General features: G+C 66.0%; 15 protein-coding genes. 4 read left to right on the forward strand and 11 right to left on the reverse strand.

What is annotated here, in order from left to right:
- Nucleotides 1–55: 55 nt before the first annotated feature.
- The 3 genes from BJL86_RS12860 to BJL86_RS12870 are packed head-to-tail and all read right to left on the reverse strand — an operon-like array spanning nucleotide 56 to nucleotide 3197.
- Nucleotides 56–853 (reverse strand): SDR family NAD(P)-dependent oxidoreductase, encoded by a 798-nt coding sequence (locus tag BJL86_RS12860; RefSeq protein WP_232228993.1) that lies wholly within the window; start codon nucleotides 851–853, stop codon nucleotides 56–58.
- A 40-nt stretch (nucleotides 854–893) separates the two neighbouring features.
- On the reverse strand, nucleotides 894–1940 hold the full coding sequence (locus BJL86_RS12865) for a phosphotransferase family protein (RefSeq protein WP_075845006.1): 1047 nt from the start codon (nucleotides 1938–1940) through the stop codon (nucleotides 894–896).
- Nucleotides 1941–1946: 6 nt separating this feature from the next.
- Nucleotides 1947–3197 carry an MFS transporter gene (locus BJL86_RS12870; protein ID WP_067475218.1) on the reverse strand — a complete coding sequence of 417 codons (1251 nt, stop codon included), beginning with the start codon at nucleotides 3195–3197 and terminating at the stop codon, nucleotides 1947–1949.
- Between the two features lie 255 nt (nucleotides 3198–3452).
- Here BJL86_RS12870 and BJL86_RS12875 point away from each other — a divergent pair, with 255 nt between their 5' ends.
- On the forward strand, nucleotides 3453–4073 hold the full coding sequence (locus tag BJL86_RS12875) for a TetR/AcrR family transcriptional regulator (RefSeq protein ID WP_067475212.1): 621 nt from the start codon (nucleotides 3453–3455) through the stop codon (nucleotides 4071–4073).
- Here BJL86_RS12875 and BJL86_RS12880 read toward each other — a convergent pair.
- Genes BJL86_RS12880 through BJL86_RS12900 form a run of 5 tightly spaced genes read right to left on the reverse strand, consistent with a single transcriptional unit; the run spans nucleotide 4070 to nucleotide 11483 of the window.
- Nucleotides 4070–5041: a sulfite exporter TauE/SafE family protein gene (locus BJL86_RS12880; RefSeq protein ID WP_075845007.1), complete on the reverse strand. Its 972-nt coding sequence runs from the start codon at nucleotides 5039–5041 to the stop codon at nucleotides 4070–4072. The genes BJL86_RS12875 and BJL86_RS12880 overlap by 4 nt on opposite strands.
- Nucleotides 5042–5064: 23 nt before the next feature.
- Nucleotides 5065–7011 carry an adenylyl-sulfate kinase gene (cysC, locus tag BJL86_RS12885; protein ID WP_067475214.1) on the reverse strand — a complete coding sequence of 649 codons (1947 nt, stop codon included), beginning with the start codon at nucleotides 7009–7011 and terminating at the stop codon, nucleotides 5065–5067.
- Nucleotides 7011–7937, reverse strand: a complete 927-nt coding sequence (gene cysD, locus BJL86_RS12890) for a sulfate adenylyltransferase subunit CysD (protein WP_197487597.1) — start codon at nucleotides 7935–7937, stop codon at nucleotides 7011–7013. The genes cysC and cysD overlap by 1 nt, the downstream gene beginning before the upstream one ends.
- Nucleotides 7934–10063 (reverse strand): alpha-amylase family glycosyl hydrolase, encoded by a 2130-nt coding sequence (locus BJL86_RS12895; RefSeq protein ID WP_075845008.1) that lies wholly within the window; start codon nucleotides 10061–10063, stop codon nucleotides 7934–7936. Before BJL86_RS12895 ends, cysD begins: the two co-directional genes overlap by 4 nt.
- Entirely contained in the window at nucleotides 10056–11483 is a 1428-nt protein-coding gene (locus BJL86_RS12900; RefSeq protein ID WP_197487606.1) for a glycoside-pentoside-hexuronide (GPH):cation symporter, read from the reverse strand. Before BJL86_RS12900 ends, BJL86_RS12895 begins: the two co-directional genes overlap by 8 nt.
- Before the next feature lie 317 nt (nucleotides 11484–11800).
- Between BJL86_RS12900 and BJL86_RS12905 the strand changes: the two genes are divergently transcribed.
- A complete protein-coding gene (locus BJL86_RS12905; protein WP_067475584.1) occupies nucleotides 11801–12358 on the forward strand; it encodes a hypothetical protein in 558 nt (185 codons plus the stop codon).
- A gap of 330 nt (nucleotides 12359–12688) precedes the next feature.
- Here the strand turns inward: BJL86_RS12905 and BJL86_RS12910 are convergent, their stop codons facing one another.
- Entirely contained in the window at nucleotides 12689–13672 is a 984-nt protein-coding gene (locus BJL86_RS12910; protein ID WP_067475586.1) for an EamA family transporter, read from the reverse strand.
- A 90-nt stretch (nucleotides 13673–13762) separates the two neighbouring features.
- Between BJL86_RS12910 and BJL86_RS12915 the strand changes: the two genes are divergently transcribed.
- Both BJL86_RS12915 and BJL86_RS12920 read left to right on the forward strand, forming a co-directional pair.
- Complete coding sequence (locus BJL86_RS12915) at nucleotides 13763–14662, forward strand: LysR family transcriptional regulator (protein WP_067475588.1); 900 nt, start codon at nucleotides 13763–13765, stop codon at nucleotides 14660–14662.
- A gap of 218 nt (nucleotides 14663–14880) precedes the next feature.
- Nucleotides 14881–15690, forward strand: a complete 810-nt coding sequence (locus BJL86_RS12920; RefSeq protein ID WP_067475591.1) for a hypothetical protein — start codon at nucleotides 14881–14883, stop codon at nucleotides 15688–15690.
- 132 nt (nucleotides 15691–15822) lie between these two features.
- Here BJL86_RS12920 and BJL86_RS12925 read toward each other — a convergent pair whose 3' ends face one another.
- Both BJL86_RS12925 and BJL86_RS12930 read right to left on the reverse strand, forming a co-directional pair.
- Nucleotides 15823–17262, reverse strand: a complete 1440-nt coding sequence (locus tag BJL86_RS12925) for a serine hydrolase domain-containing protein (protein WP_231887243.1) — start codon at nucleotides 17260–17262, stop codon at nucleotides 15823–15825.
- Nucleotides 17263–17409: 147 nt separating this feature from the next.
- Nucleotides 17410–19065, reverse strand: coding sequence for an SLC13 family permease (locus tag BJL86_RS12930; protein ID WP_067475594.1), 1656 nt, complete (start codon nucleotides 19063–19065; stop codon nucleotides 17410–17412).
- Nucleotides 19066–19156: the final 91 nt, after the last annotated feature.

Below are 19156 nucleotides of genomic sequence, written 5' to 3' on the forward strand. Positions count from 1 at the left end.
GCCCTCTCCTCTACTTTTGTTTTCTTCTCATATATGACGTCGGACCTGTCTTCCCTCAGTGCCCTGTCATGCCCCCGTCGACGACCACCGTGGATGCGGTGACGAACGAGGAGGCGTCGGAGGCGAGGAACAGCAGCGCCGCGTCGAGCTCGTGTTGTCTGCCGAGCCGGCCGAGGATCGTCGAGCCCGTGATCGATTCCATCATCGGTGCGGGGATCTCGTCGGTCATTTCGGATCGGAAGTAGCCCGGGCACAGCGAGTTCACCCGGATTCCGCGGCGCGAGCCCCACTGGTGGGCAAGGTCCCTCGTCAACCCGATCACCGCCGTCTTCGTAGCTGTGTAGGCGGCCTGTGGTGCGTAGCCCGCGGTGAGCCCGAGGACCGAGGCGATGTTGACGATCGAGGACCCCGGCTCCATCACCGCAGCGCACTCCTTCGCCATCCAGTACGTGCCGTTCAGATTGACGTCGACGACGCTTCGGAACTCCTCCGGGGTCTCCTTGAGCGCCGGGACCGCCGTTCCGACGCCCGCGTTGTTGACGAGGATGTCCACGCGGCCGAAGGCGTCGAGCGCGGCGCGTACGGCCTCCGCGCAGGAATTCGGGTCGGCGACGTCACACGCCACAGTGGCTACCGAGCGCCCCTCGGCCGCCAGCTCGTCGGCGAGCGCCTCGAGCTTGTCCACGCGGCGCGCTGCGAGCAGCACCTGGGCTCCGGTCGAGGACAGCGCCCGGGCGAAGCCGGCGCCGAGCCCGGACGAAGCGCCGGTGATGATTGCGACCTTGCCGTCGAGCGCGAAGCGGTCGAGAAGAGACATGGCGGTGTCGTCGCCGGTGCGGGGGTCGATTCCCATGGGGTGCGCCTTTCCTTCGAAAAGTGGTTGGGGTGTGCAGTTACAGCATCGAGCGGCCGAGGTCGACGAGCTCACGGATCTGCCCGCCGAGGTCGCCGAAGTGCTGCCCCGCCATGTCTCCGGCTTCGGCCCTTGTGGCGACGCCCTGCGCGATCGCGGCGAACTTGAAGGCCGAGAATGCGAGGTACCAGTCGAGCGATTCGGCGTCGGTGCCGGTCGCGGAGCAATATCGGTCCTGGAAATGGCGGGCGCCTGGCCAGCCCGGTTCGCGGGTCAGCGACGGGACGAGCGGGGCCTGCGGCCACTGCCGGTCTCCCCAGTACAACAGCGAGAGGGCGAGATCTGCGACCGGATCGCCGAGGGTCGACAGCTCCCAGTCGAGAATCGCGCGGATCCGCCCCGGGTTTCGGGTGTCGAATACGCAGTTGTCCATGCGGAAATCGCCGTGGGTGATGCGCGCCGTACGCTCCGCGGGCATCGACGCCCGCAATTCCGCGGCGAGGACGGGGAGCTGCGGCGCGCGAACGGACTCGGCCGCCTTCTCCGATTGCCCGAGCCAGCGGCGCAGCTGCCGGTCGAGATAGCCCGTCCGCTTGCCGAGGTCGCCGAGGCCGGCGGTGTCCGGATCGGTCATGTGGAGCGCGGCGAGTGTGTCGGCCATGGCGTCGGCCATGGCGACCTTGTCGGAGTCGGACTCGGCGTACCCGGCCGGAAGCTCGTCGCGGATCACGTGACCGGGAACCTTCTCCATCACGTAATACGGGACTCCGAGATCCTCGCCGGCGGCATCGACGACGGCGATATCGGGAACGGGAACGGCGCCGTCACGCAGGCCTTGTTGGATCGTCGCCTCCCTGGCCATGTCGTGTGCGCTGGGGAGGAGGGTGCCGGTCGGTGGGCGACGCAGGATGAGCTCGCCCGCCGCGCTGCTGAGGGCAAAGGTGAGGTTCGACTTCCCGCCGGAGATCAACTCGGCGGAGAACGTCGACCATTCCTCGCGGCCGGTGGCGGCGGCAATTCTGCGTCCCACGACGTCATGGGCGATGAGCTCTTCTGCGCGGTGCTCTTGGTGCGTGGTCGAGGTCATGAGCGCCTACCTTTCCTTGAGGTTGGCGCCACGGGTTTCCTTCATGATGAGGCACGCGACGCCCGTGGCGAGGGACAAGATGATGACGTAGACGTGGAAGATCCACCCGACGTCGTGGTTGGTGAACAGCTGATTGAGGTACGGCGCGGTGCCACCGAAGACGGCGACCGAGAACGAGTAGGCGAATCCGATTCCGGCCGTGCGAACGCGGGTGGGAAACGCTTCCGACAACGTCGCGGACAGGATGCACGCGGGGACGGAGATGATGAGCAAGGCGACGGTCGTGGCGAGGAGAAGGGTCCACCCGGCGTCGGTAATCATCGCCGTGAGCGGGAACTGCAGCGCCGCCATCGCGATCGCGAAAAAGCCGAGCATGGGACGTCGCCCGATGCTGTCGGACAGCCTGCCGAACAGCGGCAACGAGACGATCGCGATGACCTGGGCGAAAACGAGCGCCCAGTACGCGGTATCGGGGTCCATCCCCTTTTCGGTAATCGCAAAGGTCGAGATGTACGACGACCACGTGTAGTGGGCGGCGGTGATTCCCGAGGTCATGCCGATCATGAGCAGGATCGCCTTGGCGAGGACCTTCTTGTCGACCGGTTCGGGAGCGTCGGCGGTGTCCTCCTCGTGGAAGACGTCGGACTCCTCCATGTTGCGACGGATGTAGAGCGCGACGAGCGCGAGAACCGCCCCGAGAAGGAACGGGATGCGCCAGCCCCATTCTCCGACCGCGGATTCCGACAGGGTCGAGGTGATCGCGCCGCCAAGCGTATAGGCGAGGACGGAGCCACCGAAGATCGCGATGAACGTGACCGAACCCCACATTCCGCGGCGGTTCGGCGGGGCGATTTCGCCGACGTAGGAATAGGCCGTAGCGGATTCGCCACCGTGCGCGAAGCCCTGGAGGACACGCGCGAAGAGCAAGATCGCCGAGGCGAACACGCCCACGGATTCGTACGTGGGCATGACGCCGATGATGAGCGAGCCCGTGGCCATGAGCATCATCGTCGTCACCAGGACGAACTTGCGGCCCTTCTTGTCGGCGATCCGGCCGAAGACGATGCCACCGAGCGGGCGCATGAGGAACCCGACCGCGAATACCGCGAAGGTCGACAAGAGCGCGGAGACCTGATTGTCCGGGTTGAACATGACTGCGGCGATGAATGGCGCGAAGACCGCGTACGCGCTCCACTCGTACCATTCGAGAACGTTGCCGACGCCGCTGGCGAAAAGCGATCGCCGTTTGCTCTTCATGTCGGTTCTGGGCGAGGACGCGCGTGCCGCACCGGCTTCGCGTGGCGCGTCCCGGCTCTCGTCTGCGGCGGACAGTGAGATCGTCATGGTGCCTCTCCTACTCGGGAAACGGAGGGAGCTCCTCGTGCGAAATCCGCGTCCGACGCCCCCGACCGAACGATCGCTCGGTCCCTGACAGTGTGATCTACGACACGGCACAAAGTCAACTCCTCCCGCCGAGTAGTATCTGTATCTGCACCGTTCACAGGAGGTTCCATGGCCGCCGATTGGCGCGAGTTCGGCGACGACACTCTCAACGCACCACTACGTGCGGCGCTGGAATGTTTCGCCGCGCACGGTTATCACGGGACCTCGATCCGAATGGTCGCGGACGTCGCCGGCTTGTCCGTACCAGGGCTATACCACCACCACCGCTCGAAGCAGGAGCTCCTCAACAAGGTCGTCGGGGCGGCGATGGACGAGCTATTGGCACACACGCGGGCAGCCGCGGAGGACTCGGACGGCACGCCGGCGGGGCGTTTCGACAACATCGTCACCGCGCTGATCTTGTTTCACCTGTCCAGGCGCCAGCATGCGTTCGTCGCCTCGACCGAGATGCGCAGCATGAACCCGGAGGTCCGCGCGGTACACGTGGCCTCCCGCGATGAGGAGCAGGAGATGATCAGCTCGGCGATCGCCGAGGGGAACGAGTCGGGGGAATTCGACTGCCCCTCCCCCGTGGACGCCGCCCGTGCGGTGTCCTCGCTGTGCGTGTCGATCGCGAACTGGTACCGGCCCGGCGGGGCGCTCGACCCGAACGACATCGTCGCCCAGTACCTCGGGTTCTGTCGCTCCATCGCCGGGCGCCTCGACGACGCACCTGCTCCGCGGGGCTAGATCACGAAGTCGGGGTCCGGCCCGTCGGCCCTCTCGACGGGCCGGGCATCGGCGGCCTTTTTGTCGTGCCTATGGTGCGCGATCGGGAACGCCTCGTGCCCGGTGGCGTGGCGCACCCATCCCCACGCGGCGGGGCCGAGCAGTACGGCCCCCGCGGCGAGAAACGCGAGCAGGACCGGCGGCGCTCCGAGCATGGCGATGCCGGTGAGCGCGAGGACGATCGCAATCGAGCGGCGGATGATCCCCGAAGGCATCCACGGCGCGAGCCTGGAACCGATGAATGTGCCGATGGTGCCGCCGATGAGCAGCGGCCACACGAGCGACCAATCCACGCCTGAGACCATGAGGTGGCCTACCGCCGCGGCGATGACGAGTGGCACGGCTTGCACGAGGTCGGTACCGACTAGGCGCAGCGGCGCCAGCGTCGGATAGAGCAGCATGATGCACATCATGATGAGCGTCCCCGAACCGACCGAGGTGACACCGACCATCAATCCGCCGACGAGCCCCACGAGGAGCGTCGGCACGATCCGTACGGGCGGGTTCTCGTCGGTTCCCGACGAGATCTTGCCGATGAGCCCGAGGAACGCCCGCAGCACGTAGGCCGAGGACGCGACGAGAAGCGTGACGCCGATGGCGTGTTTGAGCAGGCCCTGGATATCGTCCGCGCCGATCGCGTGGACGAGCCACGCCCCGAAATAGGCTGTCGGCACCGAGCCGATGACCAGCCACATCGCGATTGTGAGATTCGGTTTCCCGCGCTTGAAGTGGACTGCCCCGCCGACGATCTTGTTCGCCGCGTTGACAACGAGATCGTTGGCGACGGCGACCGTCGGCGGGATGCCGAGCAGCACGAGCGCGGGCGTCATGAGCGCGCCCCCGCCCATGCCGGTGAGGCCGATGACGACGCCGATCCCCAGGCTCACGAGCATGAGGATCGGCGCCTGGCTCGCCAGGAATTCGGCCATCAGAGAAGAGATCCCGACACGCGCTAGATCACTGTCGAGGTGTCGTCACTGAAGAGCCGGGCGATGATCCGCTCGGCCGCCTCTGCAGCGGTGCCCACCTCTGGGGTGATGTGCAGATCCGGGTTCTGCGGCGCCTCGTAGGGTGCGGACACTCCGGTGAAGTTCTGGATCTCCCCGGCGCGCGCCTTCGCGTACATGCCCTTCGGGTCGCGCTTTTCGCACTCGGAGATCGGGGTGTCCACGAAGACCTCGGTGAACTCGACGCCGAGACGATCGTGCGCCTGCCGCGCCAGCTCCCGCTGCGATTCGAGCGGCGAGATGAGCGCGCAGATCGCGACGACCCCGGCGTCGGTAAGCAGCGCCGCGACCTCCGCGGTGCGGCGGATGTTCTCGGTCCTGTCGGCTTCGCTGAATCCGAGATCGGAATTGAGGCCGTGGCGCAGATTGTCGCCGTCGAGCACATAGGCGTTGTGCCCCGCGGAGAGCAGCGCCTTCTCCAATTCCGTGGCGATCGACGATTTGCCCGAGCCCGAGAGTCCGGTCAACCAGATGGTGCGACGTGCGCCGTCAGAACCGAGCAGCGCGGCGCGGTCCCCGGACGAGACCGCCCCGGCATGCCACACGACACCGGATTCGGTTTCGCCCGCGCCTTCGATCATCCCGGCGGCGACGGTGTCGCCGGTGACCTCGTCGACGAGGATGAACGCGCCCGTGGCGCGGTTCGTGCCGTACTTGTCGTACATGAGCGGGGACTGCGTGCGCAGCGTGACCCGGCCGATCTCGTTGAGAGCGAGCGTCTCGGCGGCGGAGTCCGTGGCGAGGGTGTTGACGTCGAGTCGGTAGTCGAGCGAGGTGACGACGCTGCGCGTGTCGCGCGTGGTCTGCTTGAGCAGGTAATTGCGCCCGGCGGTGAGCTCGGAGTCGTCGGCGAACCAGCACACGGTCGCCGAGAGTTCGGTGCCGCGCTTCGGTTGCGCATCGGCGTGGGCGAGCATCTCGCCGCGGACGATGTCGATCTCGTCGGCGATCGCGATGGTCACGGCCTCGCCCGCCCTGGCGGTGGCGACTTCGCGGCCGCCCGGCGCCCAGATCTTGGTGACGGCGGAGCGCTGGCCCTTCGGGAGGACGACGATCTCGTCACCCTCGGACACGGCGCCGCCGGCGATGGTCCCCGCGAAGGAGCGGTGGTCGAGCCCGTCCGAGCGCTGCGGACGGATCACGTACTGCACGGGGAAGCGGAACTCGCCGTCCGCCTCCGAGTGCGCCACGCGGATCGTCTCGAGGAGGTCGAGCATCGTCGGGCCCTCGTACCACGGCATCGCATCGGCCGAGCCCGGGATGTCGGAAACCTTGGTGACGACGTTGTCGCCCTTGAGCGCGCTGATCGGGACGAAATCGATCTGACCGACCGAGAGGTTGTCTGCGAACTTGTCGAAGTCGGCTCGGATCGAGTTGAACACGGCCTCGTCGTAGTCGACGAGGTCCATCTTGTTCACGCACACCACGAGGTTCGGGATGCCCAGCAGCGAGGACAGGTACGAGTGGCGACGGGTCTGCTCGAGCACGCCCTTGCGCGCGTCGATGAGAATGATCGCGACGTCCGCCGTCGACGCGCCGGTGACCATGTTGCGCGTGTACTGCACATGGCCCGGGGTGTCGGCGATGATGAACTTGCGCCGCGGGGTCGAGAAGTAGCGGTAGGCGACGTCGATCGTGATGCCCTGCTCGCGCTCCGAGCGCAGGCCGTCGGTGAGCAACGCGAGGTCGGTGTACTCGTCGCCGCGCTTCTCCGAGGTCGCCTCGACCGAGGCGAGCTGGTCCTCGAAAATAGCCTTCGAGTCGAACAGCAGCCGCCCGATGAGCGTGGACTTGCCGTCGTCGACCGAGCCTGCCGTGGCGATGCGCAGAAGGTCGGCCTGCTCGTCGAGCCCGACCTGGGCGAGGGACGTTCCGATGTCGGTGGTGGTCATCAGAAATAGCCTTCCTTCTTGCGGTCTTCCATCCCGGCCTCGGAGATGCGGTCATCGGCGCGCGTGGCGCCGCGCTCGGTGATGCGCGTCGCGGCGACCTCGGCAACGACCTCGGCGTTGGTCGACGCGGTCGATTCGACGGCGCCCGTGCACGTCGCATCGCCGACGGTGCGGAAGCGGACGGTCTCGGTGCGGAAGGTCTCGCCCTCGAACAGCTTGAGGAAGCGGGTGTTGGCGAGCAGCATGCCGTCGCGCTCGAGCACCTCGCGCTCGTGCGCGTAGTAGATCGGCGGAAGGTCGATGTTCTCGCGGGCGATGTACTCCCAGATGTCCAGCTCGGTCCAGTTGGACAGCGGGAAAACGCGGATGTGCTCGCCGCGGCGGTGCTTACCGTTGTAGAGGCTCCACAGCTCGGGGCGCTGGGCGCGCGGATCCCATGCGCCGAACGCGTCACGGAAGGAGAACACGCGCTCCTTGGCGCGGGCCTTCTCCTCATCGCGGCGGGCGCCGCCGAACACCGCGTCGAAGCGGTTCTCCTGGATGCCGCGCAGCAAAGACACCGTCTGCAGACGGTTACGTGAGGCACCGGGGCTCGTGTCCTCGATGACCCGGCCGGCGTCGATATCGTCCTGGACGCTCGAGACGACGAGCCGCGTTCCGGTCTCGGCAACGACGCGGTCGCGGTATTCGATGACCTCGTCGAAGTTGTGTCCGGTGTCGACGTGCATGAGGGGGAACGGCATCGGCGCCGGCCAGAAGGCCTTCCGCGCCAGGTGGAACATCACCACCGAATCCTTGCCGCCGGAGAAAAGCATCCCGGGGCGCTCGAACTGGGCAGCGACCTCACGAAAAATGTGGACCGACTCGGCTTCCAACGCATCGAGATGCGAGAGCTCTTGGGTTGCGGCCTGGGCAGGTGCCGTCACGTTTCCTCCCAATCCAATTGCAATAGACAGACTTGTCTAGTGTAGACCGCTCTGTCTATTTCGGCGAACCCTGTACCACCAACCCTCGCCGCGACACCGTGACCTCGAATGGCGCCATCTCGTCGCCGCGCCCGCCACCTGCCGCATCGGCTGTAAGTATGACGTCGGACGTGCCCGGATCCCCGGGCCGCGCGATCCCCCGCCGTGAGGTTGACCTCGACCGTGATCTCCGTGCCGGTCACCGGATCGCGGCGGATCCACGCGAAGTATTCGCGCGAGTGCGGCCGCAGGAATTCGACCTCCTCCGACGTCAGCGCCGGTTCTTCCCGCCGCAGGCGGATGAGCGCGCGGTGGAATTCGAGCACCGACTCGGGGTCTCCGTCCTGCTCGGCGACGGTGAACCCGGCCGAGCGCTCGGCCGCCGGCTGCCACGGCGCGGCATCGCCGGAGCTGTGGTCGTGCCCGGGCCCGGGCGCCCAGCGCATCGGCACGCGGGCGTGGTCGCGCGCGCCAGGTAACACCTGCGCGAACGCCTCGTCCGCGCTCGCTCCCGCGGCGCGAAGCTCCTCGTAGCGGTTGAGGGACTCGAGATCGTGCAATTCCGAGATGCCGCGAAAGTCCTGGTTGATGGCGCCGATCTCCTGCCCCTGGAACAGGAAGGGCACGCCGGGCAGCAGCAGCTGGATCGCGGCGAGAGCCTTCGCCGCGGCCGCGCGCAGCGCCGGATTGGCCGCATCCTCCCCGAGCACCTTCGACAGCATCCGCGGATTGTCGTGGTTATCGAGGAACAGCGCGATCCGCTCGCCAGCGCCGAGACGACCGAGGTAGTCGAGGTAGAAGTCCTTGAGGTACGCGAGGTCGTAGCGGTAGTCGTCCCAGCGCACGCGCCCGGGTTCGTCGAGAACGTCGAAGTTGAACGTCAGGTCGAGCGCGCGCGGTTCGTGCGCCGTCAGCAAGCGGCCCATCTCCACCCCGACGCCGGGCGTCTCCCCGACCATCACGCCGACCCGGTCCTGCGGCAGCCGGTCCCCGAGGCTCCCGTCCGCGCGCCGCTCCCGCACGGTGGATGACGGCGGAGAATCTGAGTCCCCGCGGGTGAAGCCGTTGCGGCGCAGCTCGGACAGGTACGCGTGCAGGCGCGGCCCGAAGAAGTAGTGCTCGATCCCGGTGAACCCGATAAGTTTTCCGATCGCCGGATTCCCGTCCGGAAGGCCGCGCCGCTTGGAGATGTAGTTGATGACGTCGAGGCGGAAGCCATCGATCCCGCGGCCGCGCCACCAGCGCACGATGTCGGCGACCTCGGCGCGGACGGCCGGGGTGTCCCAGTTGAGATCCATTTGGGTGGGCGCGAACAGGTGGAGCGCCCAGCGCCTCGCCTCCGGGAGCGGGCGCCACGCGCTGCCGCCGAAGAACGAGGTCCAGTTGTTTGGCGGGGCGCTGTCGGGAGCGGGGTTGCCGGCCGGGCCGGGGTCGTCGCGCAGGAAGTAATAGTCGCCGTACGGTCCGTCCGGGTCTTCGCAGGCGGCGCGGAACCAGGGATGTTCGGCGGACGTGTGGTTGACGACGAGGTCCAAGATGATGCGCATGCCGCGCTCGTGGCAGGCGGCGATGAGCGCGTCGAGGTCGTCGAGGGTGCCGAATTCGGCGGCGACGGCGCGGTAGTCGCGGATGTCGTAGCCGCCGTCGTCGCCCGGGGAGTCGAAGATCGGCGAGAGCCAGAGGCAGTCGACGCCGAGGCCTGCGAGGTAGTCGAGGCGAGCGGTGATGCCGGGGAGATCGCCGATGCCGTCGCCGTTCGAATCGGCGAAGGAGCGAGGATAGACCTGATAGAACACGGCCGAATGCCACCACGGCGGCGGGCCATCGCCGGTCTCGGTCTCCGAGGCGGCGGGCAGTCGCGGCGCAGGTGTGCCCGGGTGGTCGCGTAGGAGCTGCAGCAGCGAGTCGGCGAAACCCTCGCCGAGCACCGGCCTGGCGAGCCGCGCGACGGCGCGCAGCGGAAGCCGGCGCACGAGCGGGTTATCCACCCAGCGGCGGTCGCGGCCGAGCTGGAGCACGACCTTGTCGATGGCGTCGCGCCCGACGGGGTTGGAGTAGATCGCGCCGATGCTCGGGTTGTTATTCATCGCCGCCCGCCCTCTCGCGCTCGCGAAGATCGGCGACGACCCCAGCGTAGGTGTCCTCGTCGAGGACGTACTTGCGCCGGACCATGATCCAGCTGACCGCGATACCGAGGACGGGCACGCCGAACATCGCGAACTTGAACAGCGCGACCCCTCCGGAGTCGAGGTCCGCAGGCCCGTCCGCCTCGTTGATGCCGGAGAGGATGAGCGTGAGCCCGACGATGCCGCTTGCCGCCGCGCTCGCCGCCTTGTAGAGGAACGGCTGGAGAGAGAAGGTGACGGATTCGTTGCGGCGGCCGAGCTTCCACTGCCCGTATTCGACGCAGTCGGCGATGAACATCATGATGAGCAGCTGGATGTAGGCCTGCGCAAAGAAGATCGCGACCCCGGCGACACCGATGAGCACTACCTCGGTGCCGGCGAAGGCGAAGAGGATGTACCCGACCGCGCACACACCCGAGGCGAGGGTGAACACCTGCCGGCGGCTGAGCTTCGCCGCGACGAGCGGGAATGACAGCAGCCCCGCGATCTGGGTCACCCCGAGGATCGCGGCGAAGACCGCGTACATGCCGTCGTCGCCGTAAATGTAGGTGAAGTAGTACAGCCCGAACCCGGCGGTTGCGGTGAATCCGGTCATGAACAAGAACATCGCGGCGGTGACCCACAGGAGCTGGTCGTTACGCGCGATGACGGCGAAGAGCTCCGATAGCCGGGTGGGCGGAGGCGAGTCAGTCCCTACGCGTTGGCGGGTCGCGACGAGCGTGATCGTCTGGAATGCGAGCATGATCACGCTGATGGCAACGGCGAACACCAGCCAGGCGCTCGTGGCCGAGCCGAGTGCGCCCTCCAGCACATTCGTGATCGGGACGATGCCGACGACCACCGCGAACATGCCGATGTTCGCGCACAGTCGGGCGACGACGCCGATCCTCTCGCGCTCGGTCTGGTTGCGCGAGAGCGCCGGAACCATGCCGTAGTACGAGATGTCGTTGACGGTGTAGGCGATCTCCCACACGAGGTAGCAGGCGGTGAACGCAAGGACGAACGCGGCGCCTTCGAGACCGAAATCGGTAAACAGCAGCGCTGTGCCGAGCGCCCATGCGACCGCGCCGCCGGCGATCCACGGCTTGAACTTGCCGAATCGGCTGCGGGTGTTGTCGACGATGAGGCCCATGACGGGATCGTTGACGGCGTCGAACACGCGTAGCACGACGAGCACGACGGTGACGGCGGCGAGCGTGGAATTCGTCAGGTCGAGCACCTCGGTGAGGTAGACCATGAGGAACATCGTGACCATCGCGGCCACCATGTCTCGGCCGAGGGTTCCCAGGCCGAAGCCCCAGGTGTTGCGCCGCGCGAGCGGCTCGTCGGCCGGCGCGGCGGCGCCGCCGACCTGCTCCCGGCGCCCATCGTCTTTGGTCACGAGTGCCAGTGTGCCCCACGGCGCTTACGCAATTGAGTAATTGGCCACAAACGAATAATCCATATCGTACTGAATCGCGCGACAGAATCTTATTCAAGGATTCCCATCAACATAAGTAGAAACAGAACATTCTCTGTTTCCGCAGCCCCAGGAGTAAGCGTTTGCCTACAGCAATTCTTGCAATGTAACGGTTCGGTAATACCTATTTTCAATCGCATTGTCGTCAGTTTAAGTTTTCACCCCGAAACGAAGATGAATTTTCGCCGCGCCCCCTTCTCGGCAGCGCAAACACCATGCCAGGACACGAAAGGCCACCTGTGACCTTTACTCGGAAGACGGCAACGACGCTCGTGATCGCCGCATTTACCGTTCCCCTCGGCTCCCGCGCAGCCGCAGCGCAACCAAAGCCAGCGCCAGCACCATCCTCGAACACCGTCTCTCACTATTCCGACACCGTCGATATCGATGAGAAGACGCTGTCGAAGCTCAACGAGGCCAGAAAGTCCGACAACTTGCCCGCGCTCCCGTCCGATACCGCTGCGCTCGAACTGAGCGATGACGGGACAGTGAAAGCCAAGGACTCTAGTGGCACATCGATCGCTGTTCAAGACAATCCCACGGACTTCACCGAACCACAGCAGCCCAGCAAGCAAGGTGCTGAGCTCCGCGCCGAAGGTGGCGATTCGGTCATGAAGAACGCAGCCCAGGCAGTCGCCGGCTGCGCCGGCGGCGTGATTGGTTACGACGCGATCCTGGAGATTCTCGAGCGCAGGGTGTCGTATTGGACGTTTGTCAAGTGGCTTGGAGGAAAGATCGGCTGGGGCCTCGCGGTATCTTGCGTTTCCGGCGGCGTGTCCGCGGCAATGGGGTGGTAATCGTGTTCTTCCTCGTCGTACTACTGGTAGCCATTGCCTGGAGCGGAGTCCCGATGTTCTGGGGCGCTACTCCATATTCATGGACGGCAATCTCCCAAGGCCTCGTATTCGGGCTCATCGTCGCGAGTATCGTGACCACTCGTGGCCGTCAAGGCTGGCAACGAATCGGTAGGACACTCGCGAGACGACCGCGGTACGGCTCCCAGTAAGACTCGAGAAACGCGCCTGAATAGTGCGGCTATCCCACGAGGGATGGCCGCACTTTTCTCGTTTCCCATTCGGGAAAAATGCGGGGCACAACAAACTCTTGGCGGTCGGCAACTTTGTAATCTAACGGGACTCGCTGTCTACGAATGCGGATTTCTCGTGCCCCCGCGACTGCATTTCCTGCGGAGAGCTCGTAACTTCGATGGACGTTTCGTTCTCTACATCTGTCGTGCCCGAATTGCGCTCGCTGGACGAGAGTGTGTTGCCGACGGTTGCGGCGATGACCGCAGCGACCGCGAGCCACTGCAGCGGGGAGAGATCCTGGCTGAGGACGATCCAGCCGACGAGCGCGGCGAAGACCGGCTCGAGGCTCATGAGCACGCCGAACACCGGTCGCGGAAGTCGGCGAAGGGCGAGGAACTCCAGCGAGTACGGGACCAGCGAGCCGAGCAGACCGGTGAGCAGAGCCGGCCACAGCAGGTCGGGCGTGGTGAGAATGGTGCGGGCCCCGGAGAAGCCGGGGACCGCGTTGACCGCGGCGCCGATGGCGAAGGCCACCGCGAGGCCGCCCATTCCCGGCACCGTGTTCGACGCCTTCGCCCCTGCGAGGATGTAGCACGCCCACATCGCGGCCGCGCACAACACGAACCCGACGCCGATGGGATCGAGGACGTCCGACGTCATGAATGAATTGAGACCGAGGAGGCCGATACCGGTGAACGCCAGGAGGACCCAGCCGATGTCTGCAATGCGGCGCGAGAGTGCGGCCGCGAGGAGGAGCGGGCCGAGGAATTCGATGGTGACGGCAACGCCGAGCGGTAGGCGGGCGATGGCGGCGTAGAAAAAGCCGTTCATTGCGCCGAGGGTGACGCCGAGGAGCGCGACGGAGATCCACGTCTGGCGGTCCCAGGTGCGGATGGCCGGGCGCGAGAGCGCGAGGAGGATGAGCGCGGCGACAGCGAGACGCACGGCGGTGACGCCCCAGGAACTCGCGTGCGGGAACAGTCCGTGGGCGACAGAGGCGCCGAGCTGGAGCGAGAAGCACGAACCGACAAGAAGGAGGACGCCGGTGCCGCGCTGCGGGTTCGCGAGGGTGGTTGCTGCCATGACACCCAGTGTGGTGCGGCGCGATCGGTTAATCTAGCGATAGTTTATAGACGGTATTGGTCAGTTCTACTTACATATTGCGGTGAAAGTATGGACCTGGATCTCACACGGCTGAAGATGCTCCTCGAGCTGCAGCAACGCGGCACGGTGACGCGGGTGGCCGAGGTGCTGTCGTATTCGCATTCGGCGGTATCACAACAGCTCAAGACCCTGGAACGCGACACCGGATTCCGGCTGCTCGAACGGGCCGGGCGGAATGTGCGGCTCACGACGCAGGGGCAGGTGCTCGCCGACTACGCGGGGCGGATTTTCGCGCTCGCCGACGAGGCCGAGGCAGCGCTGGCGAACTCTACAGATGACGTGCGCGGAACGCTTCGCGTGGCAGGGTTCCAGACCGTACTCGCCGCGGCGACTCCGTCCGCGCTCGATACGTTGAGCGCCCGCCACCCGGACCTGCGAGTGGAGCTGACGCAGCGCGATATCGAAGAGGGCGTCAAGGGCCTCGCCTCTCGCGGCTTCGACGTGGTGATCGGCGAGGACTACCCCGGGGTGCCGCAGGTGCCGACAGAAGGGTTCGATGTCGAGGTGCTGTGGCAGGACACGATGCACTTGCTGTTTCCGCGGAAGGGACCATACTCCGAACTGCCGCGCGGGCTTGATGCGCTACGGGAGGCACCGCTCGCGGTGGATCCCGAGGCGCACGTGATGGGCCGCTGGGTGCGCGACCTGTGCCGTAGCGCGGGATTCGAGCCGTCCGTACGGTATTCGACGCCGGATCCGTTCTTGCAGGCACACCTCGTGCGCGGCGGCCATGCCCTCGCACTGGCACCCCAGCTGATCATTCGCGACGGGGTCGATGGCGTGGACGTGATCGATCTTCCCGGTTCGCCTCGGCGCACGTTGTGGACGGCGGTTCGCGCGGGGGCCGAGACCCACCCGGCCGTCATGGCATTTCGACAGGCACTCGCCGAGCAGGGACCGACCGGGTGAATGCGCTTCCCGCCGTCATACCTACATAAATCTTGTGTTAAGCATGGTGTTTATTGGGGCTGAACTGCACCATTGGTGCATACTTCCACCCCCATTAGGACGCCTATATAAATAAATGCCGATCTTTTGCGGCGAAATAACTGTGACCTGTGCCACGCTGGATTTCGCATGTGAGGGCGCGGCCCACACGGGGCGGCGCATTTTCCAGGAGGCTTTTTATGTTGAAGAAGTTTGCGGCAACGACGTCGACGGCAGCTGTGGCCATCGGGATGCTCGCCGCCGGCGCGGGCGTGGCCGCGGCGCAGGACGAAGGCGAGGCTCCTACCGGCTCGATGAGCTCGGGCTCCCTCGGTCTCGACCTGGAGGACACAGCGGGCGATCTTCAGTTGGCAGCTCAGGCGCTCAACGGCCCGGTGTCTGTCGAACCAGGTAGTGAAGAAGGTGGTCCTTCGGTCACATTCGCGAATGAGGGTGAAGACGCGACGTCCTGCGTCGGCTTCACGATGCCCTATTCGACCATCGAAGAAAATGACATCGACCCCAACGCTATCGACCTTTCGGATCTCCTTGGCGCCCTCGAGCTTCTCGGCCAGATCCAAGATGGAGGCGATGTTTCCGTCCTGGATGCTGACGAAGACGGCGACCCCGCAGCTCATGATGCAACGGAAGAGGAAGGTATCGTCGCCGCAGCCTTGGCACTGCTCGGCGGCGGCGGTGTCACGGTCGATGCTGGCGAAGAAGTGACGTGGGCGTCGACCAACCCAACGGAGGAGCCCGCTGCCGCTGCGGTCATCTGCACGGCAGACGGACTGGAAGGTCTCGAGGTCAACTTCGGCATCGACAAGCAGGTCGTGGCCGATCAGATCAACGACAAGATCCCCGGCGGTTCGATCGCCCCCGTTGGGCCGGGCAGCATCAGCGGCGGCAGCGTCGAGCTCGGTGCCGGTGCTCTCGGTTCGCTCGCCGGTGGTGACGACGAGGGCGAAGAGCCCACCGATCCCGAAGAGCCCACCGCCCCCGCAGAGTAGATGCACGTGGGCCTTGGCGCCCTGGTGAATTCTCAGCACAAATTGCGATGGCGCCGACCAATTCTGGTCGGCGCCATCGCTTACTTTTACCGACGACCTACCGTCGACCGTCTCGCCCTCATCCGGCGCCGATCAGGCGGAGCCGGTCCCCTGCTTGGGAAGGCAGGCGATAACAAAGCAGCCTTCGTTCCCCTGAAGAGGGGGGCGTAATGGCGCCTCGCCGCACGAGAAGACGTCGCAGTTCTCCGGCGCCATCGGCCCGATTCCGAATGGAGCGGTGAACACGTCGGGGTTGGCGAGGTTGGGAATGTCGATATCGAGGTTGAACGTCGGTTCGTAGGCTCCGGGGTCCGGAACACTCGGCGCCTCGTAGGCGGCGAGCATTTTGCGCAAGAATTCGCGGTAGAGCTCGCTGTTGGAGTTTGCACTGAGCACCGTGCTCGGGTCCGGCGAGACATCGCCGAGGAAGCCGTTCCATGTCACCTGCATCCCGAGGCTGGGGATGAGGAAGTTGTTCTGCTGCAGCGCCCCGACCGTTGCGAACGCGTCCTCGGGCATCCCCGCGAACGGCGACATATCGAAGGTCTTGCGCGACGGCAGCGTCGGGGGCGTACACGGCGAACCGTTGACCCAGGTGAGGTAGCCATAACAACCGTTCGTCTCCGACGGCGTGCGCAGCTGGCGCATGTAGTCGACGGGAATGATCCGGTTGCCGTTCCATTCGCCGTTGTTGGACAGCAGCATCCCGATCCGCGCGAAGTCGACGGGCGGAATAAACAGCCCGGCGAAGCCGTACGTGTTTCCGCTGCGGTCGCGCGACCAGTGGTAGCGGTCGGCACCGACGCCGATGGGGTCGAACAGCTCGCGCTGTGCGAAGGCCTGCAGGTCCTCCCCCACCGCCTTTTCGATGACATGGGCGAGTAGGTCCGGCCCGCGCTGGGTGTACTCGAAGAACGTTCCCGGCTCGTGGATCACGGGAAGCGCGAGGGCCTGCTCGACGATCGAAGGGTCGAGGTCGAGTCCGCTCGGCACACCCTCGGACACGATCGACTGCTGCAACCCAGAGGTCTGCGTGAGCAGATTCCGCGCGGTGATCGCGCGATGGGCCTCATCGCCCTGCCCCTCGTCGAGGTACTGGCCAATAGGCGCGTCGAGGTCGAGCTTGCCCTGCCCGTTGGCGATTCCCGCGAGCATCGCGACCACCGATTTGGTCGATGACCAGATGTTCCACCGTAGGTCGTCGGTGTGGTCATTGAGCGGCCCACGCCCGATAAGGCAGTTGTTGCGGTAGACCTGGATATTGATCCGCATTCGCGAGGCGGCGAATGCGATGGCCTCATCGAGCTTCGCCTGGTCGATGCCCACGTCTCCCGCCGTCGCGGTCTGTGGTCCGGCGCCGGGTTCCGGAGGGGCGCATTGTTCCTGGCCCTCCAGTGCCGGCGCGCCGGCGACCCCGCTCGGCTCCGGCCACTGCACTTCCTGCGCCCCGGCGACCCCGGCAGTCGGCAGCGCGATCGCCACCGCCGCACCGAGCCCAAGCACCGCGCGCACCCATTTCGACGTCGTACCCACTACCCATCAACCCTTTCCGGTGACCTGAGTCACGAATGACGCGGCTCATTATCGCAGGACCGGGCGCCGCACATCGGTCAATGGCACAAAACTGCCCATTCCCCACCCATGACGGCGGAGTTTCCGAGCCCCCGGCGAGGGTGCGGGCTAGAGCGAGAGCCCGAACACCCACACGAGCAGCGTCAGCGAGGCGGCTGTGATGACGACGACGGCGGTGACGTTGAGCCAGACGCCACCGCGAACCATCTGGCCGATGGTGACGTAGCCGGAGCCGTAGGCGATCGCGTTCGGCGGTGTTCCGACGGGAAGCATGAACGCGCAGGTCGCGGCCAGCGCGAGCGGAGCGGCGAGCAGCAGCGGCTCGATCCCGGTGCCCATCGCCACGCCGGAGGCCACGGGTAGGAACGTCGCTGCTGTCGCTGTGTTCGAGGTCATCTCCGTGAGCAGCAGGATGCCGGCACACAGGATGAGCACGATGACCCAGATCGGTACGCCCGCGAGGCCCTCGAGCTGCGAACCGAGCCACTCGGAGAGCCCCGAATCCGAGAATTGCGAGGACAGCGCGAGCCCGCCACCGAAGAGAAGGAGCACGCCCCAGGGCAGCTTGACCGCCGAGTCCCAGTCGAGCAGGCGGACCCCGCGCGCGGCGCCGCCGGGAAGGAGGAACAGGAGCACGGCGATGGACACCGCGATGCCCGCGTCGGAGATGAACGGGTCCTCGAGGCCGAGGAGGTAGTCGGAGACGAGGGGCACCGCGATCCACGCGACCGCGGCGAGCACGAAGATCGCGAGCACGCGCTTCTCCCCCGAGCTCATCGGGCCGAGCTTGTCGAGCTCGTTTTTGATCAGCTCCGATCCGCCGGGGATCTCGTCGATCTCGGGCCGGAACAGCACCTTGGTCAGAAGGAGCCAGGCGGCGATGAGCATCACGATGGCGACGGGAACGCCGACGAGCATCCACTGGCCGAAGCCGATCGACACACCATGTGTTGTGTCCATGTGGGCGACGAGGAGTGCGTTCGGCGGGGTGCCGATGATAGTCCCCACCGAGCCGATCGAGGCCGCGTAGGCGATGCCGAGCATCAGGGCGGTGCCGAACTTCGACTTCACCGCTTCCTGCGACATGCCGATTTCGCCATCTTCGTCGCCGCCGGCAGGGTCGACGTCCGGCGATTCGAGTCCTCCGCCGTCAGGACTCTGTTCCTTGACCACCTTGTTGACGAGCATGAGGACGGAGATGCCGATGGGGAGCATCATCACGGCCGTTGCCGTGTTGGACACCCACATCGAGATAAATCCGGTGGAGATCATGAACCCGGCGATGAGGTTCGCCGGTTTCGACCCCATCGCCCGGAGCGTGAGTAATGCGATGCGCCGGTGCAGGTTCCATTTCTGCATGGCGAGGGCGAGCATGAATCCGCCCATGAACAGGAAGATGATGTTGTTGCCGTAGCTCGCGCCGACGTCATCGACCGAGATGCCACCGGCGGCCTCGTCACCCGAGCCGAAATCGCCTTCGGGTACGAGCAGCGGGAACAGCACCAACGGGAGCAGCGCGGTCGCGGGGATCGGGATGGCCTCCGTCATCCACCACACCGCCATGAGCACGGCGACTGCGGCCGTGATGCGCGGCCACATTTCGAGGTCGCTCGGCATGAGGAAGTAGACGACGAGCGCGCCGACGACGCCGAGGACGAGACCGATCATCCGGCGCACGAGCGTCGGCTTGTCGTCTCCTTTTTCCCGCGCGCCGGGTGAGAGTTCGCGGCCTTCTGTGTCTTTGGGGGCGGTGGTGGTCGACATGTCGGCACTCCTGGGATCGTGGGCGCGGATACATTCGGCCTCACCGCGCGCGGACACCGATCGGATGTGGCGCGGATCACCAGGCCGAATA

The organism is Dietzia timorensis (assembly GCF_001659785.1).
Lineage (GTDB): Bacteria > Actinomycetota > Actinomycetes > Mycobacteriales > Mycobacteriaceae > Dietzia > Dietzia timorensis.

Bases quoted from the DNA above. Each gene is read 5' to 3' on its own strand.
- BJL86_RS12860 (WP_232228993.1), bottom strand. From the start codon at position 853: ATGGGAATCGACCCCCGCACCGGCGACGACACCGCCATGTCTCTTCTC.
- BJL86_RS12865 (WP_075845006.1), bottom strand. From the start codon at position 1,940: ATGACCTCGACCACGCACCAAGAGCACCGCGCAGAAGAGCTCATCGCC.
- BJL86_RS12870 (WP_067475218.1), bottom strand. From the start codon at position 3,197: ATGAAGAGCAAACGGCGATCGCTTTTCGCCAGCGGCGTCGGCAACGTT.
- BJL86_RS12875 (WP_067475212.1), top strand. From the start codon at position 3,453: ATGGCCGCCGATTGGCGCGAGTTCGGCGACGACACTCTCAACGCACCA.
- BJL86_RS12880 (WP_075845007.1), bottom strand. From the start codon at position 5,041: ATGGCCGAATTCCTGGCGAGCCAGGCGCCGATCCTCATGCTCGTGAGC.
- cysC (WP_067475214.1), bottom strand. From the start codon at position 7,011: ATGACCACCACCGACATCGGAACGTCCCTCGCCCAGGTCGGGCTCGAC.
- BJL86_RS12895 (WP_075845008.1), bottom strand. From the start codon at position 10,063: ATGAATAACAACCCGAGCATCGGCGCGATCTACTCCAACCCCGTCGGG.
- BJL86_RS12910 (WP_067475586.1), bottom strand. From the start codon at position 13,672: ATGGCAGCAACCACCCTCGCGAACCCGCAGCGCGGCACCGGCGTCCTC.
- BJL86_RS12915 (WP_067475588.1), top strand. From the start codon at position 13,763: ATGGACCTGGATCTCACACGGCTGAAGATGCTCCTCGAGCTGCAGCAA.
- BJL86_RS12920 (WP_067475591.1), top strand. From the start codon at position 14,881: ATGTTGAAGAAGTTTGCGGCAACGACGTCGACGGCAGCTGTGGCCATC.
- BJL86_RS12930 (WP_067475594.1), bottom strand. From the start codon at position 19,065: ATGTCGACCACCACCGCCCCCAAAGACACAGAAGGCCGCGAACTCTCA.